Raw genomic sequence first — 14,567 nt, 5'->3', positions numbered from 1 at the left:
GTCCTGCTTCCTGGGGTGGTGGGGGCGAGGTCCGACGTTCACGACAGACGTCGCTGATCGTGCGCGAGCCGCGCCCGGAGGCCGGTGTGGATCGAGACGAAGGTCGCGCTCTCGCGGCCGGTCAGGGTGGCGAGGTTGGTGAGCAGCTTGTCGATGTGGTCGACCAGCTCACGCGGATCGGTGTTCTGCCGGGGCGTGACGGCCACATGCAGCACCGGCTCTCGACGGATGTCGTTCGCGGTGACCTGCGACGACAGGATCTCCGCTCTCCCGGCGAGGGAGTTCTTGACGGCATCCGACACGAACGACTCGGTGACCGTGACACGTCCGAGCGGGTTCTGTGCTCCGCTCGAGCGGAAGGCGGTCTTCGACCGGCGGCCCGAGATGCTGGTGAGGGCGACGATCAGCAGCACGATCACGATGACGATCGCGGCCACTGCGCCGATGCCGATCCACGAGAGGCTGCCGCCGGCGATGGCCGTGGCGGCGATCGCCTGGTCGAGCCATGAGCGGGCGTCCGTGCCGGCCGACGTCCAGATGTCGGTGGCGGTCGGCCAGCTCATGATGGCGATGCCGAGAGCGCCCAGTCCGAGGAAGAGCAGGCCGATGATGAGCAGCAGGGTGCGGTTCAGCGCACGATTGGTGTTGTTCACAGCTCGTCTTCCTTCTCGTGGGGGCGCTCGATGCGCACGCGGGTGCGGACGCTGCGGGTCAGCCGGTAGGTCTGCAGCTCTGCCTCCGTGGCCGACTGCACGGCGCCCTTGTCGAGGGGGATGCCGGCGCCGGGGCGCACGGTGACGTCGACACTGCGGTGGCCGACTCCGACGGTGATGCTCTCGCGAGCCAGGCCCGTCTCCTCCGAGAGGTGCTGGGCGAGCGCGCTGGCGATCACGCCGTTGTCGACGACGACCGCCCTGTCGCCCGCCTCGAGGGTGTGCCGTGACAGGCGACCCGGAGTGACGGCCAGCACGACGAGCACGACGCCGATCAGGGCGAGCACGACGCTGCCCGCGATCACGAGTCCGGCCGGCTGTGCGGTGGGCAGGCCGACGAGCCATCCGCCCGCCGCGGCGGGACCCAGCAGGAGAGCGGGCTGCGCCGCGAGGCTCAGCACGATCTCGAGCCCGATGTAGGCGAGGGCGAGGATGAGGAGGATGACCGCGACGAACATCGCGACGGTCCGCGGCGAATGCGTCTCGCGTCGGACGACGCGACGAAGAACCGGGGTGCTCATCGCACTCGTCTCCTCTCTGGGATGGTGGCACCGGTGATGGTGAGGGTGATGCGGGTCACGTCACGTCCGAGAAGACCGCTGAGACTCTGCTGCAGCTGCTCCTGCAGCTGACGAGCTCGGTCGAGGACGGGGACGCTCTGGGAGATCGCGACGGTGTCGTCGAGATCGGGGACGGGAAGCGGGGTCGCTATGCGCACGGCGATCCCGCCCGGGTGCTCGGCGACGTCGACCTTCACGTCACCGCGCGGCACACCGATCAGGGTTGCGGACGCCTTCTCGGTGACCGTGCGGTAGACGCGTTCCTTCACGTCGATGCGCCCAGGGACGGTGGCCTCTGCGGTGGCGGCCCGCGCGGGGCCGCCACCGGCGGCGAGGTGCTGGTCGACGCGCATCAGGAGGTGCGCCGCCCTGTGAAGGCGTCGGCGAGACCGCGGACGTCGAGCTTCCCGGAGGCGATCCGGCCGATGACGGCTCCGACGCCTGCGAACAGGGCCATGAGGAGGAATCCCCAGAACCCGAACAGCAGAGCAGCCAGGGCCAGGAGTGCGCCGATCAGGGCGCCTGTGGTGGTGGGGGTCATGAGACTCGCGACTCCTCGTTCTCCTGGTTGTCGTCACCGGGGACGTGCACGTCGTTGACCTCGACGTTGACCTCGACGACCTCGAGACCGACCAGACGGCTGATCGCACCGGCGACGGCGGCGCGCACGTTGCTCGCGACCTCCTGGATCGGGGCGGGGTACTCGACGACGATGGTCAGGTCTGCGGCGGCCTGCGTCTCGCCGACCTCGACCTTGACGCCCTGCGTCAGGTCGGTGGCGTTGACGGCGTCGCGGATGGCGCCGAAGGCACGTGCTCCGCCACCGCCGAGCGCGTAGACACCGGCGACCTCACGGGCGGCGATGCCGGCGACCTTGGCGACGACGCCGTCGGCGATGACCGTCTTGCCCGCGGCATCCGAGTCGGCGGGGACGCGCGACGTCGAGAATGCCGACGTGCGGTCGACGCGCGAACCCGAGGCAGCCGGCTTCGGTGCGGTCGACGTCTGAGCGAGCTCCTTGTCGGCGGGGCTCGTGGGGGTGTTCTGATCCTGAGTTGCCATGACCATTCCTTCGTCTCACGATGTGCCGGCCGGGCCGTGGTGGCTTCGCCGGGAGCGTGTGTGTGTCGCTCACAGATAGGACGAGCGCCGAGCGGGATTCGTCACAGATTCGTCGGGAGAATCTGTGAGACGGCGCCCGAGCGGCGATCGACGGCAGAGAACACGCGGTCGCTGGCCGTGCAGGCACTGGCCGTCGCGGGCCGGGACCGCGAGGATGATCGGATGAGCCACGACTCCCCGCCACCGCCCTGCTCGTGATCGACGCGCAGGAATCCTTCCGCCAGCGACCCGACGAGTGGGCGGCCACCGCCAACCCGGGCGTCATCGACAACATCTCCCAGCTCGTCGCGTACGCGCGTCGGTCGGGAGACGCCGTCGTGTGGGTCACGCACTCCGAGCCGGGCAGCGGAGGAGTCTTCGATCCGGCCAACGGCTTCGTCCGGGTGGTCTCCGACCTCGACCCGCAGAGCGACGAGATCGCCGTGACGAAGACCACCGTCAACGCGTTCACATCGACCGATCTCGAAGATCAGCTCCGGCGCCGCGGCGTCGGCCGGGTGGTCGTCTGCGGCATCCGCACCGAGCAGTGCTGCGAGACGACGGCCCGGATGGCGGCCGACCTCGGCTTCACGGTGGAGTTCGTGACGGATGCGACGACGACCTCGGCGATCGAGGCGACGGACGGGCTCGCGGCCGTCTCGGGCGACGAGATCATGCAGCGGACCGAGAGCATCCTGGCGGCGCGCGGATTCGCGACGATCGTCCGCACGGCCGACCGGGTGGGTGTCTCCGCCTAGGTTGGAGGACATGCCCTCGCCGCTCGCGCTCCCCGACCTCACCGGCCGCACGATCCTCGTCACCGGGGCGAACGCAGGCATCGGATACTGGTGCGCGGAGATCCTGGCCACGCAGGGTGCCAGGGTGCTGCTCGGATGCCGGTCGGCAGAGCGCGCACAGGTGGCCGTGTCGTCGATCCGCGCGCAGGTTCCGGGTGCCGACCTCGACATCGTGCCGGTCGATCTCGGGTCGTTGGCGAGCGTCGCCTCGGCGACGGCATCGCTCGACGAGCGGCTCGATGCGGTGATCTGCAATGCCGGGGTCAAGGCGGCGGATCGCAGCGCCCGCACCGCGGACGGACTGGACCTCATGGTCGGCACCAACGCGATCGGACACTTCGCCCTGGTCGCCCAGCTCGACCGTCTGCTCGCCGACGACGCTCGGGTCGTGGCCGTCGGATCGCTGGCGCATCGCTTCGCCGAGATCGACCCTGGCACGCTCTCTCAGCCGTGGACGGGTGCGTCGCTGCGTCAGTACGGCCGCTCGAAGGCCGCCCTGATGGCCCTCGCCTTCGAGCTGAACCGCCGGTGGCGGGGCACGGCGCGGTCTGCGCTGTGTGCTCACCCCGGTTACGCCGTCGATCCGCTGACTCCGCACCGCGACGGACTCGCCGCGGTCTCACCTCTGACGCGCGCCCTCGCGTCGGTCAGCCGCCCGCTCGTGCAGGGCAAGGATGCCGGGGCCGCGCCGATCGTGCATGCTGCCGTCGCGGCCGATGCCACCGGCGGCGATTATTGGGGTCCGGGCGGGCTGCTCGAGTTCCGCGGGGCGCCGAAGCGGGTCGCCGCGAGCGCCCAGGTCCGGTCGGTCGACGTCGGCGCGGAACTGTGGTCGGTCGCCGAGCACCTCTCGGGCGTGCGCTTCACGATCTGACGATCTGACGGCGGATCAGGCGAGCTCCTGGAGTGTCGCAGTCATGTCGCCTCCGGCATCCCCGGTGTTGACCGTTCCCTTCGGCTCGAACAGGATCGCGTGCACCTCGTCCGTCGCCTTCGGGCAGTGCTCGACCCCGCGCGGCACGACGAAGACGTCGTTCGGGTGCAGAATCACGTCACGGTCGCGGAGCTGGATGGTGAGCTGGCCGCTCACCACCATGAACAGCTCATCGGTGTCGGGGTGGGTGTGCCAGACGAATTCGCCCTGGAGCTTGACGACCTTGACGTCGTAGTCGTTGACGCTGGTGAGCCGGTGCGGCTGCCAGTGCTCGGTGATCGTCGAGAGGGCGTCGTGGACGTTGCGCACATCGTCTGTCATGCTCACGAGCCTAGCCACCGGCTGGCCACGGCCCCCTCCCGATGAGCAGCGCTCACACGGCTTCGGCATCCCTCGACGGGATCTCGTCGATCGATCGATACACGGGCAGCCCGCGCTCGAGCGCGATCTCGACGTCCTTGTCGGCGCCGGCGGAGTCTCCCGGCAGGCGCAGCACCGCGTCGCAGTGCTGCAGCAGTCGGTGGGCCGTCTCGTACATGACGTCGCCCTCGGCGGCATCCGTCTCGTCCATGCCTCGGAGGATCGGCAGGGCGACCCATTCGCCGATCATCGGCACGTGGCCGAGACGGTGGATGGGGGCCGCGACCTCTTCGAGGACCTCGAGGTTGCGGGCGATCAGGGCGGGGTCGCCGCCCGTGCCGGAGCGGTAGGGGCCGGCGATGAGAATCAGCAGTGGTGTGTTCATGGAGAAGACTGTAACGTTAACCGTGCAGGAACGTGCAACTTCGTGAATGAACGGGATGGAGCTTCGGATGCTGAGTGCGCAACGAAAGGATCATCTGCGCGAGATCCTGCGCAGAGACGGTCGCGTTGTGGCGAAGGACGTCGCCACCGATCTCGGCGTCTCCGAGGACTCGATCCGTCGCGATCTGCGCGAGCTCGCCGACACGGGCGAACTCGTCCGCGTCTATGGCGGCGCTCTGCCGGTTCCGCCGGCCGATCGGCCCGTCGACGAGCGCTCGTCGCTGGCCACCGAGAGCAAGGAGCGGGTCGCCCGCCGCGCCGTCGAGCTGATCCTGCCGGGCTCGACGATCGTGCTGGATGCCGGAACCACGACGCTCGCGATGGCCCGCATGCTGCCGTACGGCGCCGACCTGACCGTCATCACCCCCAGCCCGGCGATCGCCCTCGCCGTCGCCGACCACTCCGACGCCCGCGTCGTGATCATCGGCGGCGAACTCGCCCGCTTCTCGATGGTCGCGAGCGGCCCCCTCGCCATGGAGGCCGTGCAGCATCTCGCCGCAGACCTGTTCTTCCTGGGCGTGACGGGCGTCGATCCCGTCCACGGCCTGACCACCGGCAACCTCGACGACGCCGCCACCAAACGCGCGATCGCCGCGCGCTGTGCGCAGACCTACGTCCTGGGCAGCGAGGAGAAGATCGGCGCCATCTCGCGCTTCCCGGTTCTGAACGTCGACGCCATCACCGGTCTCGTGGTCGACCCTCAAGACGCGAACCCGGTCATCGGCGATCTCGCAGAGGGCATGCCGGTGCTGCGCTGACCGGTGTCAGGTGATGGTCGCCGCCACGATCGTCGGCGTCATGATCGCCACCATCGCGGCCGTGATCGCATCGTTGACCGCCTTGGCGACGGCATCCCCTGCCTGCGAACCTGCCGTGAGCTGCTCGATCCGCTTCTTGAGGTCGCGCGAGGACAGCCCGCCGCACTCCTCGCGCAGGATCGCGTGCGCCGCGTTGAGATTCTGCAGGATCGCAAGCAGCGCCAGGTCGGCCTGCGTCGGAGCACCCGTTCCGGCGATCACCGCGGCGAGCCGCGCCCTCAGCGCCTGCTCGGGTGTGGAATCGGATTCGGGAGTGCGTGCCGACCCCCAGCCGAAGAATCCGCGCTCCCCTCTGACGAGCACGCCCTGCACGATGAGCGACTCGACCACGATCTCGAGCGGATCGAGCTTGGGGCGCACCACGAGCGACTGCAGCCGCTTGCCGCGCAACGGCACGAGGCGCTGCAGTGTCGTATCGAGGATCGGGTTGCCCGTCGGGTCGGTCGACACGATCTCGACGACCGGGTTCTTCTCGTCCGACACCGCGATGCGTCCGTGCAGGGCGAGGTCGACGATCACGGCCGCGACCTCGCCGTACAGGCGGTTCACGCTCACCGCGCTCTCGACGCGGCCATCAGGCCGGAGAAGCAGCATGTGGAGTTCCTCGACGATCAGCATGCATCCACGCTATGACCGGCCACCTCACGACGGCATCCCCCGGACGGATGATTCCGGAACACCCCCACACGCACGAACGCCGCGCCCTCCGGAGAGGACGCGGCGTTCGATGAAGAGTGGTTACGCGCCGATCTTCTTGGCATCGTCCGCGTTGAGCACGCGGAAGAGCAGAGCCGCGATGACCGCGCCGACCACGGGGGCGACGATGTAGAGCCACAGCGAGGCCCAGTCGAAGTACCCGCCGACCGAGAGGCCGAGGGCCACCGCCGGGTTGAAGCCGCCGCCCGAGATCGAACCGACGGTCGCTGCGCCGACGAACACCGTCGCCCCGATCGCGAGGCCGTAAAACGAGTTGCCCTCGGTGTCCTTCGAGGTCGCGGTGTTGAGCACGACCCAGACGAGGATCAGCGTGAACAGCGCCTCGACGAAGAAGGCGGGTCCTACCTCGACGACCAGAGCCTCGCCACCGGCGGGCCACACGGCGAAGCTGACCAGCGCGGCGAGCGCGCCACCGACGAACTGCGCCACGAGGTAGGCGATGAAGTCGACGACGCTGAGGCCGCCACGGATGAAGACGCCGACGGAGACCGCCGGGTTGAGGTGAGCGCCCGAGATGTGGCCGGTCGAGAAGACGAGCACGGCGAGCGTGAAGCCGATCGCGAGCGGAGTCAGCGGGCTCTCGCTGTTGATCGCCGCGATGATCGTGAGGACGAAGAGGAACGTGGCGATCGCTTCGGCGAGCGCCTTTCGGGGAGTACCGGACATGAGAAGTGCTCTTTTCTGAGAGGTGAGGGAAGGCGACCCCCGTCCGCCTGCGCACTCCAGCCGACGCACCCTCCGATAACGCCCCCGAATCTAGCGACGGCAGTCGGAGTCCGGGCGTACGCCGCGCTGGCGCCTGTGAAATACCTGAATGCGATGCGACGGCATGTCAACCCCGTCGCCACATCGGCACGCTTGTCCGTACTGTTCCGGGATGACTTCCGACACCGCCACGACGCCGGAGGAGCCCACTCGCCTGCGTCGCGCCATCACCGGCCCCCTGCTGTTCGCCTTCATCCTGGGCGACGTGCTCGGCGCCGGCATCTACGCCCTGATGGGTGTGCTGTCCGAGAAGGTCGGCGGGATGCTGTGGGCACCGCTGCTTCTCGCTCTCCTGCTCGCGCTGCTGACCGCGGGGTCGTACGCCGAGCTGGTGACCAAGTATCCGCGCGCCGGCGGGGCATCCGTCTTCGCGGAGCGCGCCTTCCACAGCCCCGTCGTCTCGTTCCTGGTCGGGTTCAGCATGCTCGCGGCCGGCGTGACGAGCGCCGCGGGCCTGGCGATCGCGTTCGCCGGCGACTACCTCGGCACGTTCTTCGACCTGCCGACCATTCCGGTCGCGATCGTCTTCCTCGCGATCGTCGGAGCACTCAACGCCCGCGGCATCCGTGAGTCGCTCGGCGCGAATCTCGTGATGACGGCGATCGAGCTGAGCGGTCTCGTGATCGTGATCGTCGTGGTCGGGATGTTCGTGGTCGGCGGCGGCGGCGACGCCTCGCGGCTGACTCAGACGCCCGAGGGGACGCCCGTCGCCCTGGCGGTCCTGTCGGGAGCGGTGATCGCCTACTACTCCTTCGTCGGCTTCGAGACCTCGGCGAACATGATCGAAGAGGTCAAGAATCCGCGGCGCACCTATCCGCGAGCCCTCTTCGGCGCGCTCTTCACCGCCGGTGCGGTGTACGTGCTCGTGGGTGTCGCGAGTTCCATCGCGCTGCCGGCTTCCGAGCTGCAGGAGTCGAGCGGACCGCTGCTGTCGGTCGTCGAGGCCGCGGGTGCCAGCATCCCCTCCTGGCTGTTCAGCCTGATCGCCCTGATCGCGGTGGCGAACGGCGCACTGCTCACGATGATCATGGTGAGCCGCCTGACCTACGGGATGGCCGAGCAGAACCTGCTGCCCGCCGTGCTCGGCCGGGTGCTGCCGAATCGAAAGACCCCGTGGGTGGCGATCCTCACCACGACCCTCGTCGCGATGGGACTCACGCTCGTCGGCGATCTGGCGACGCTCGCCGAGACCGTCGTGCTGCTGCTGCTCTTCGTCTTCCTCAGCGTCAACGTCTCGGTGCTGGTGCTGCGACGTGACCGCGTCGAGCACGATCACTTCCGCATCTGGACGGTCATCCCGGTGCTGGGCATCGCCTCGTGCATCCTGCTGCTCACCCAGCAGCGAGGGGTCGTCTGGCTGTTCGGCGCGATCCTGCTGGCGGTCGGCGCCGTGCTGTACCTGCTCGCCCGCTGGGGCCGCAACCGCTCCGACCGTCGCGACCACGACGGAGCCCCGTCATCCACCACCACGAAGGAGAACGATGAGCACGCCTGACCTCACCCCCGACGCCGATGACGCCATGACGAGCGAGGAGAAGCGCCACGACCAGCTGACCGCGGCCCCTGATGCCACCGAGGCCGATGCCGCCCCGCGCATCGAGGTCTCGGAGCACGAGGGGAACACCCGCATCGACATCCTCCCCGATGCCGCCGTGCGGCCGGGACCCGGACCCGGGGTCGAGGTCGACGACGAGCCCGAGCAGTAGGCGGAGCGGCGGCGAGAACTCGCGCGGGATCGCCCCCGCGATACTTCAGCGTTCCGATATATCACGACTCACCCCTCGATAGCAAGCTCTGAGCGTATGCTGACTCCGAGACCGCCTCCGCGGTCTCGGAGTCGGTGACCCGGACCCCGTCACCACGATCGGGGGGACGCCATGAGCATCACCACAGATCCGAGCACCGACACGCGGTCGGATGCCGAGCTCGCCGACGCGACGCGGAGCGGAGACGCCCGAGCGTTCGCCGTGCTGTGGCAGCGCCATTCCGAGGCGGGGCTCCGCGCGGCCCGCGCAGTGACGCGTTCCATCGACCCTGACGACCTCGTCAGCGAGGCCTTCACGAAGACATTCAGCGCGATGCAGAACGGCGGCGGACCGACCGATGGCTTCCGGGCGTATCTCTACGCCGCCATCCGCAACGCCGCCGCGACGTGGGGCGGCAAGCAGAAGGACATCCCGATCGAGTTCATCGAGGAGATCCCCGATGAGGCCCCCGACGCGATCGAGCAGCTGTCGGACAAGACGATGCTCGCGGCGGCGTTCAAGAATCTGCCCGAGAACCACCGCACCCTGCTCTGGTACCTCGAGGTCGAGGGCATGAAGCCGCGCGAGATCGCTCCGCTGATGGGACTGACTCCGAATGCCGTGTCGGCGCTGGCTCTCCGCGCTCGCGACGGATTCCGCCATGCCTGGCTGGATGCGCTCATCGCCGACCCTTCCCGTCCCGAGGAGTGTCGCTGGGCGTGCGGGCGGCTCGTTCGCCGCTCTCGACGCCCGGTGAGTCGGCACGAGCGCCCCCGCCTCGAATCCCATCTCGAAGGGTGCGCCGGCTGCACGATCATCGCGCGAGACATCGACACGGCCTCGTCGAAGCTGCGAGCCGTGCTGCTGCCCCTCGCACTCGGCAGCGCCGGGGCAGCCGCCTACGCCGCTCTCGAGCCCGGCGCGGCAGCGAGCGCCTCCGTCATCGGACCGTCCGCCGCCCTGCGGACCCGCCGCGTGCTCACCATCGGGATCGCCGCGGGAAGCGCGGTCGCCCTCGCGGCGACGGTCGCCGTGGCGATGGTCGGCCCCTGGTCGCAACCGGCGGCAGACGGCGACCGTGGTGAGGCGTCCGGGCCCGCCGCCCGACCCATCGCCCCGACTCCCGGTGCCACACCCGCGACGGACGACGACACGTCACCGACGCCCCCACCTGTCGCACCGCTCATTCCTGCTCCGGTGGAGCCGCCAGTGCAGCCGGTCGTCGAGACGACTCGGCAGGACACACCTGTGCGCGCCGTTCCGGAGCCGCCGAGCGCCCCGGTGGCCGCACCGCCGGCGGCGGGCCCTCCGGTGACCAGACCCCCCGTGGCGACCCCGCCGGTCGAGGTCCCGCCGGTCGAGATCCCGCCCGTGTTCGCGATCGGTCCGGACGGGTGGGACACCAGCAGTCCCCTCGCGGCCTCGGTGAGCGGCACCGGCATCCCCGGCAGCACGGTCGCCGTCATCGACGAGCTCGGATCCGTCCTCGCCCAGGCGCCGGTCGACGACGACGGTGAGTTCACGCTCTCCGTCGCGGGAGGCGAACTGAGGCAGGGCATGACGCTCACGGCCCAGCACACCTCACCCTCCGGCGACGTGGACCTCAGCGAGCCGGTCGGCCCCCTCGCATTCCCCGTGCCGGTCATCTCCGGTGACCAGTCGAGCCTCCACATCGACCGGGCGGATGCTGACGCCGACGGCGAGCAGGACGACGCGCTCGTCACTCTCGAGGGCATCCCGGGCGGCTGGGTGCAGGTCGCCGTCGACGGCGTCGTGGTGCCCCACCTCATCGCCATCGACGAGGTGACCTCCGACGACTACATCCCCGACATCCATCTCGGATTCCACCTGCTCACCCTGCGATACGTCGATGCGGAGTCGGGCGTCACCGGTCCTGGAGCCGAGTACGCGGTCGTCGTCACCCCGGGCGGCAAGTGACGTCCGGGCACGGATCCGACCGGAATATTGGTTGCGGCGTCAGGAACGGGCGTCGTCAGCGTCTTGATAGTGGGACGAGAAGCCGGCCCTGGGGACCTGAGTCGACTTCGTGTCCGAGAGCTCGCGTTCCCCTACGGACGCGGCACTCGCGGGTGGGGCTGCTCCCCAGTCCCACCCGCATTCCCTTCCGCACCCGTGTGGGGCCTACAGCCAGCCCTTGCGCTTGAACGCCCAGTAGAGCCCGACGCCCATCGCCAGCATCAGAGCGACCGCCATGGGGTATCCGAGCGTCCAATGCAGCTCGGGCATATGGTCGAAGTTCATGCCGTACACCGTGCCGACGAGCGTCGGGGCGAACAGGATCGCCGCCCAGCCCGAGATCTTCTTGACCTCGTCGTTCTGGCGGATGCTCAACTCGGTCATCCGCCGCATCTCCTCGTTCTGCCGCCGCGCCACGATCGTGGACTCGACGGTCAGCGCGTTGTCGAGCACCGTGCGGAAGGTGTTCGCGCGCTCCGACACACGCAGGGTGTGGTCGAGCACGTCGCGCAGGTACCGCTGCAGTTCCTCGTCGACCTCGTACTTCGTCGAACCTCGCAGCAGCGAGTCGAGCATGCCCGCGAGAGGCTGCACCGCGCGCTGGAAGTCGATCACCTCACGACCGAGTTCGTAGATGCGCTGCGTCGCGTCGACCTCGTCCTCGAAGAGCTGGCTCTCGATCTCGTCGATGTCGTTCTCGAGTCCCGACAGCACGGGTGCGTACTCGTCGACGACCTCGTCGAGGATCGCATAGAGCACCGCCTCCGGACCGAGCTTCAGCAGACCGGGGTCGTCTTCGAGTCGGCGTCGCACCCGCCCCAGGTCGGGAGACTCCGCGTGGCGGATCGTCACCACGAAGTCGGGCCCCACGAGCACATGGATCTCGCCGAACTCGACCTCCTCCGCGGCATCCAGATACCGGGCGGATCGCAGCACCATGAACAGCACGTCTCCGTACCGCTCGAGCTTCGACCGCTGGTGACCCGAGAGCGCATCCTCGACGACGAGAGCGTGGATGCCGAACTCGTCGGCGACCTCGCGGATCTCGGCTTCGCTCGGTCGGTACAGACCTATCCAGCTCATGCCGCCGCGTTCGCGCAGCACCTCGAACGTCTCACTGAGGCTCCGCGGATTCTCGGTGCGGACACCGTCGACGTAGATCGCGTTGTCGATGATCGCCATCGGCGTTCCCTTCGTCGGTATGCCGCGGCGGTCGTGCGCCGGGCCCTAGGCGGCCGGCGGTGCGACGCAGGCGACCGCCGAGTCCGTGATGGCCTGGTGATACTGCTCGGCCGTGAACGGAAGCCCGAACTCGGGAGCGGTCTCACCCGCGGCCGCAGGCACCTTGGAGGCGATCGCCGCGAGCTCCCAGGCCAGGTACATCGCGGTCGTCGCGCCGGTCGTCGAGTTGTTGAGCGACACCGCGACCGTGAAGCCCGTCTCGGGGTCGGAGAACGCCGACGTCTGATACCCGGGAGTCCAGCCCGCCTGTCCGACCATCGAGCCGACGAGCAGAGCCCCGCCCGTGGCCTGGAGCCAGGAGGGAGCCTGGGGGCCCTGCGGCAGGGGAGCTCCGAAGCGGTTCGGCTCGTCCTTCGTGCGCAGCTTCTGCGCGGCTTCGGCCTGGGCGTACCGACCGAGATCCTCGATCGTCGACACGACGCCGGAGTCGGTGTAGCCGGTGCTCGACGAGAGCGTGGTGATGTCGACCGGGGCCGCACAGTCGTACCCGCCTTCGACGGGTGTCAGGTAGTGCCCGTTCATGACCGGTCCGTCAGAGGGCGGCGCCGGGGCCGGCGAAGGCAGCGACGTCGCCGAGAGACCGAGCGGCTGGGTCACGTACTCGGCGATCAGCTCGGACGCCGTGCGGCCGGACGCCCGCTCGAGTGCGAGTCCGAGCAGCAGGTAGCCGGCATCCGAGTTCGTGTAGGTCGTCTTCGGAGTGGTGCGCGGGGCGCCGAGGCCGTACGCCGCGAGCTCGAGGGGTGCCCACACGCGCTCGGGGGTGGTGAACCATGCGGCCTGCGCGGTCGCCTCGGACGAGCCGACGCCGCTCGTGCTGTTGCACAGGTCGAGCAGCGTGATGTCCTTCATGTCAGCGACGCCCGAGACGTGGTCGGGCACGGGGTCGTCGAGATCGACCACGCCGTCATCGGCCAGACCGTAGAGCACGTCGCACGTCATGAGACGCGTCATGTCCGCGATCCGGAAGGACATGTCGGTGCTGATCTCTTCGTCGCCGCCGGGGGTCTGGGTGCCGAGGCCGGCGACCCAGCTGCCGCTCCACGGAGCCCACACGCCCACGACGGCGCCCGAGGCACCCGATGCGGCGAGCGCGTTGGTGATGGCCGCCTCCATGGCGGCGACCGTGTCGTCAGGCAGAGGGCCGTCGACCTGGGACGGAGGCTGGTAGCTGAACTCCGGTTCGGCCGTGCAGCCGGTGAGGAAGAGCCCGAGCGCGGCTGCGCCGGCCACTGCTGCGCGGAACGTGCGCGACGAGAGAAGCTGCATGAAAGGGGACCCCCGGAAGACGTGTCTCCCGAGTCTAGAACGCCCATCCTGAAAGAAAGGCATCACCGAACGCCGTTTAGGGTGATCACCATGCCCCACACGTTCGATGCCGACGTCGTCTCCGCGATCCTCCGCCACATGAACGGCGACCACACCGATGACAATCTGCTCATCACGCGCGCCTTCGCGCCGACCGGAGGGTCTCAGTCGGACGAGATCACCGACGCCGTGATGACGGACCTCGACGGCGACGGCGGAGTCTGGAAGGTCACCCGCTCCGGCGAGGCCTCCGAGCTGCGCATCCCCTGGCCTTCCGGCCCGATCACGGAGCGCCCCGCCGTGCGCCGCGAGGTCGTCGCGCTCTACGATCTCGCCTGCGAGAAGCTCGGGGTCGAGCCGCGCCCGCACGCATGACGCTCGGCTCACCGAGGGGTTTCCTTTCAGGTTAGGCGACCCTTACACTGGGCACATGTCCGAGATCCTCTCCTTCTCCGCAGCCCTCCGTGAGCGATCCTCCGGTTCGCACTCGCGCAGCGAGGGTGCCGGCTTCATGTCCGACCTGCTCAAGGGCGAAGGATCGCGCGAGGACTACATCGCGCTCGTTGCGCAGCACTACTTCATCTACGAAGCCCTCGAGGGCGCGGGCGAGCGCATGCGCCAGGACCCCGTGGCATCCGTCTTCCTCAGCGACAAGCTGACCCGCCTGCCCGCGCTCGAGGCCGACCTCGAGTTCCTCCTCGGGGCGCACTGGCGCGATGTGATCGTCGCGCTGCCGACCACGCAGCGCTACGTCGAGCGCATCCGCCAGGTCGGGGCGACCTGGGCCGGTGGCTTCGTCGCGCATCACTACACGCGCTACCTCGGCGATCTGTCGGGCGGCATCTTCATCGGACGCGTCATGGCACGCCGCTTCGGCTTCGAGACCAACGGCATCGGCTTCTATCTTTTCGACGACATCGCCGACCCGTCGGCGTTCAAGGACGTCTACCGCGAGCAGCTCGACTCCGCCCCCTGGGACGACGCCGAGCGCGAGCGCGTGATCGACGAGGTCCTGCTCGCCTACCGGTTCAACACCGAGCTCTTCGAAGACCTCGACCGCGCACGCGTCGCCGCCTGACGACGAAC

The 14,567-nt window shown here is 69.2% G+C and carries 19 protein-coding genes; 8 read left to right on the top strand and 11 right to left on the bottom strand.

Annotated elements, in window-relative coordinates; all coding sequences use genetic code 11:
- Nucleotides 1-38 precede the first annotated feature (38 nt).
- Genes ACZZ93_RS12060 through ACZZ93_RS12040 form a run of 5 tightly spaced genes read right to left on the bottom strand, consistent with a single transcriptional unit; the run spans nt 39 to nt 2,335 of the window.
- Nucleotides 39-653: a hypothetical protein gene (locus ACZZ93_RS12060; protein WP_056275349.1), complete on the bottom strand. Its 615-nt coding sequence runs from the start codon at nt 651-653 to the stop codon at nt 39-41.
- The gene (locus ACZZ93_RS12055) at nt 650-1,234 is read right to left on the bottom strand and encodes a DUF6286 domain-containing protein (protein WP_053098098.1); all 585 of its coding nucleotides are present in this window, start codon (nt 1,232-1,234) and stop codon (nt 650-652) included. The genes ACZZ93_RS12060 and ACZZ93_RS12055 overlap by 4 nt, the downstream gene beginning before the upstream one ends.
- A complete protein-coding gene (locus tag ACZZ93_RS12050; RefSeq protein WP_187249239.1) occupies nt 1,231-1,626 on the bottom strand; it encodes a hypothetical protein in 396 nt (131 codons plus the stop codon). The genes ACZZ93_RS12055 and ACZZ93_RS12050 overlap by 4 nt, the downstream gene beginning before the upstream one ends.
- Nucleotides 1,626-1,814, bottom strand: coding sequence for a DUF2273 domain-containing protein (locus tag ACZZ93_RS12045; RefSeq protein WP_053098100.1), 189 nt, complete (start codon nt 1,812-1,814; stop codon nt 1,626-1,628). Before ACZZ93_RS12045 ends, ACZZ93_RS12050 begins: the two co-directional genes overlap by 1 nt.
- Nucleotides 1,811-2,335, bottom strand: a complete 525-nt coding sequence (locus ACZZ93_RS12040; RefSeq protein WP_053099288.1) for an Asp23/Gls24 family envelope stress response protein — start codon at nt 2,333-2,335, stop codon at nt 1,811-1,813. Before ACZZ93_RS12040 ends, ACZZ93_RS12045 begins: the two co-directional genes overlap by 4 nt.
- 254 nt (nt 2,336-2,589) lie before the next feature.
- Here ACZZ93_RS12040 and ACZZ93_RS12035 point away from each other — a divergent pair, with 254 nt between their 5' ends.
- Nucleotides 2,590-3,132: an isochorismatase family protein gene (locus tag ACZZ93_RS12035; protein WP_463511169.1), complete on the top strand. Its 543-nt coding sequence runs from the start codon at nt 2,590-2,592 to the stop codon at nt 3,130-3,132.
- Between the two features lie 10 nt (nt 3,133-3,142).
- Complete coding sequence (locus ACZZ93_RS12030; RefSeq protein WP_295103313.1) at nt 3,143-4,045, top strand: SDR family NAD(P)-dependent oxidoreductase; 903 nt, start codon at nt 3,143-3,145, stop codon at nt 4,043-4,045.
- 15 nt (nt 4,046-4,060) lie between these two features.
- Here the strand turns inward: ACZZ93_RS12030 and ACZZ93_RS12025 are convergent, their stop codons facing one another.
- Together ACZZ93_RS12025 and ACZZ93_RS12020 are read right to left on the bottom strand one after the other, a co-directional pair.
- Complete coding sequence (locus ACZZ93_RS12025; protein ID WP_072592087.1) at nt 4,061-4,426, bottom strand: cupin domain-containing protein; 366 nt, start codon at nt 4,424-4,426, stop codon at nt 4,061-4,063.
- A gap of 52 nt (nt 4,427-4,478) precedes the next feature.
- Nucleotides 4,479-4,850, bottom strand: a complete 372-nt coding sequence (locus ACZZ93_RS12020; protein WP_187249235.1) for a DUF4406 domain-containing protein — start codon at nt 4,848-4,850, stop codon at nt 4,479-4,481.
- 67 nt (nt 4,851-4,917) lie between these two features.
- Here ACZZ93_RS12020 and ACZZ93_RS12015 point away from each other — a divergent pair, with 67 nt between their 5' ends.
- Complete coding sequence (locus tag ACZZ93_RS12015; RefSeq protein WP_463511168.1) at nt 4,918-5,667, top strand: DeoR/GlpR family DNA-binding transcription regulator; 750 nt, start codon at nt 4,918-4,920, stop codon at nt 5,665-5,667.
- 6 nt (nt 5,668-5,673) lie between these two features.
- Here the strand turns inward: ACZZ93_RS12015 and ACZZ93_RS12010 are convergent, their stop codons facing one another.
- Nucleotides 5,674-6,345: a GOLPH3/VPS74 family protein gene (locus tag ACZZ93_RS12010; protein WP_400339145.1), complete on the bottom strand. Its 672-nt coding sequence runs from the start codon at nt 6,343-6,345 to the stop codon at nt 5,674-5,676.
- Nucleotides 6,346-6,465: 120 nt separating this feature from the next.
- Nucleotides 6,466-7,110: an MIP/aquaporin family protein gene (locus ACZZ93_RS12005; RefSeq protein ID WP_053098105.1), complete on the bottom strand. Its 645-nt coding sequence runs from the start codon at nt 7,108-7,110 to the stop codon at nt 6,466-6,468.
- A gap of 211 nt (nt 7,111-7,321) precedes the next feature.
- Here ACZZ93_RS12005 and ACZZ93_RS12000 point away from each other — a divergent pair, with 211 nt between their 5' ends.
- From ACZZ93_RS12000 to ACZZ93_RS11990, 3 genes are all read left to right on the top strand, one after another.
- Nucleotides 7,322-8,704: an APC family permease gene (locus tag ACZZ93_RS12000; protein ID WP_053098106.1), complete on the top strand. Its 1,383-nt coding sequence runs from the start codon at nt 7,322-7,324 to the stop codon at nt 8,702-8,704.
- Entirely contained in the window at nt 8,691-8,915 is a 225-nt protein-coding gene (locus ACZZ93_RS11995; protein ID WP_400339151.1) for a multidrug transporter, read from the top strand. The genes ACZZ93_RS12000 and ACZZ93_RS11995 overlap by 14 nt, the downstream gene beginning before the upstream one ends.
- Nucleotides 8,916-9,086: 171 nt before the next feature.
- Nucleotides 9,087-10,892, top strand: coding sequence for a sigma-70 family RNA polymerase sigma factor (locus ACZZ93_RS11990; RefSeq protein ID WP_463511167.1), 1,806 nt, complete (start codon nt 9,087-9,089; stop codon nt 10,890-10,892).
- Nucleotides 10,893-11,096: 204 nt separating this feature from the next.
- Here ACZZ93_RS11990 and ACZZ93_RS11985 read toward each other — a convergent pair whose 3' ends face one another.
- Together ACZZ93_RS11985 and ACZZ93_RS11980 are read right to left on the bottom strand one after the other, a co-directional pair.
- Nucleotides 11,097-12,113, bottom strand: coding sequence for a magnesium and cobalt transport protein CorA (locus ACZZ93_RS11985; RefSeq protein WP_053098117.1), 1,017 nt, complete (start codon nt 12,111-12,113; stop codon nt 11,097-11,099).
- Between the two features lie 45 nt (nt 12,114-12,158).
- Entirely contained in the window at nt 12,159-13,442 is a 1,284-nt protein-coding gene (locus ACZZ93_RS11980) for a serine hydrolase domain-containing protein (protein WP_053098118.1), read from the bottom strand.
- A 90-nt stretch (nt 13,443-13,532) separates the two neighbouring features.
- Here ACZZ93_RS11980 and ACZZ93_RS11975 point away from each other — a divergent pair, with 90 nt between their 5' ends.
- Nucleotides 13,533-13,856, top strand: a complete 324-nt coding sequence (locus ACZZ93_RS11975; RefSeq protein ID WP_372984662.1) for a DUF2470 domain-containing protein — start codon at nt 13,533-13,535, stop codon at nt 13,854-13,856.
- Between the two features lie 55 nt (nt 13,857-13,911).
- Entirely contained in the window at nt 13,912-14,559 is a 648-nt protein-coding gene (locus ACZZ93_RS11970; RefSeq protein WP_053098119.1) for a biliverdin-producing heme oxygenase, read from the top strand.
- The last annotated feature ends 8 nt before the right edge of the window (nt 14,560-14,567 follow it).

It is taken from the genome of Microbacterium sp. AC026 (assembly GCF_979258475.1).
This window is presented reverse-complemented; position numbering and strand designations above follow the sequence as displayed.

What these genes read in the sequence shown, in the direction of transcription:
- ACZZ93_RS11970 (WP_053098119.1), top strand. Translation starts at nt 13,912, where the DNA reads ATGTCCGAGATCCTCTCCTTCTCCGCAGCCCTCCGTGAGCGATCCTCC.
- ACZZ93_RS12005 (WP_053098105.1), bottom strand. Translation starts at nt 7,110, where the DNA reads ATGTCCGGTACTCCCCGAAAGGCGCTCGCCGAAGCGATCGCCACGTTC.
- ACZZ93_RS11990 (WP_463511167.1), top strand. Translation starts at nt 9,087, where the DNA reads ATGAGCATCACCACAGATCCGAGCACCGACACGCGGTCGGATGCCGAG.
- ACZZ93_RS11995 (WP_400339151.1), top strand. Translation starts at nt 8,691, where the DNA reads ATGAGCACGCCTGACCTCACCCCCGACGCCGATGACGCCATGACGAGC.
- ACZZ93_RS12055 (WP_053098098.1), bottom strand. Translation starts at nt 1,234, where the DNA reads ATGAGCACCCCGGTTCTTCGTCGCGTCGTCCGACGCGAGACGCATTCG.
- ACZZ93_RS12015 (WP_463511168.1), top strand. Translation starts at nt 4,918, where the DNA reads ATGCTGAGTGCGCAACGAAAGGATCATCTGCGCGAGATCCTGCGCAGA.
- ACZZ93_RS12020 (WP_187249235.1), bottom strand. Translation starts at nt 4,850, where the DNA reads ATGAACACACCACTGCTGATTCTCATCGCCGGCCCCTACCGCTCCGGC.
- ACZZ93_RS12010 (WP_400339145.1), bottom strand. Translation starts at nt 6,345, where the DNA reads ATGCTGATCGTCGAGGAACTCCACATGCTGCTTCTCCGGCCTGATGGC.
- ACZZ93_RS12040 (WP_053099288.1), bottom strand. Translation starts at nt 2,335, where the DNA reads ATGGCAACTCAGGATCAGAACACCCCCACGAGCCCCGCCGACAAGGAG.
- ACZZ93_RS12030 (WP_295103313.1), top strand. Translation starts at nt 3,143, where the DNA reads ATGCCCTCGCCGCTCGCGCTCCCCGACCTCACCGGCCGCACGATCCTC.
- ACZZ93_RS12050 (WP_187249239.1), bottom strand. Translation starts at nt 1,626, where the DNA reads ATGCGCGTCGACCAGCACCTCGCCGCCGGTGGCGGCCCCGCGCGGGCC.
- ACZZ93_RS11980 (WP_053098118.1), bottom strand. Translation starts at nt 13,442, where the DNA reads ATGCAGCTTCTCTCGTCGCGCACGTTCCGCGCAGCAGTGGCCGGCGCA.
- ACZZ93_RS11985 (WP_053098117.1), bottom strand. Translation starts at nt 12,113, where the DNA reads ATGGCGATCATCGACAACGCGATCTACGTCGACGGTGTCCGCACCGAG.
- ACZZ93_RS12045 (WP_053098100.1), bottom strand. Translation starts at nt 1,814, where the DNA reads ATGACCCCCACCACCACAGGCGCCCTGATCGGCGCACTCCTGGCCCTG.
- ACZZ93_RS11975 (WP_372984662.1), top strand. Translation starts at nt 13,533, where the DNA reads ATGCCCCACACGTTCGATGCCGACGTCGTCTCCGCGATCCTCCGCCAC.
- ACZZ93_RS12025 (WP_072592087.1), bottom strand. Translation starts at nt 4,426, where the DNA reads ATGACAGACGATGTGCGCAACGTCCACGACGCCCTCTCGACGATCACC.
- ACZZ93_RS12000 (WP_053098106.1), top strand. Translation starts at nt 7,322, where the DNA reads ATGACTTCCGACACCGCCACGACGCCGGAGGAGCCCACTCGCCTGCGT.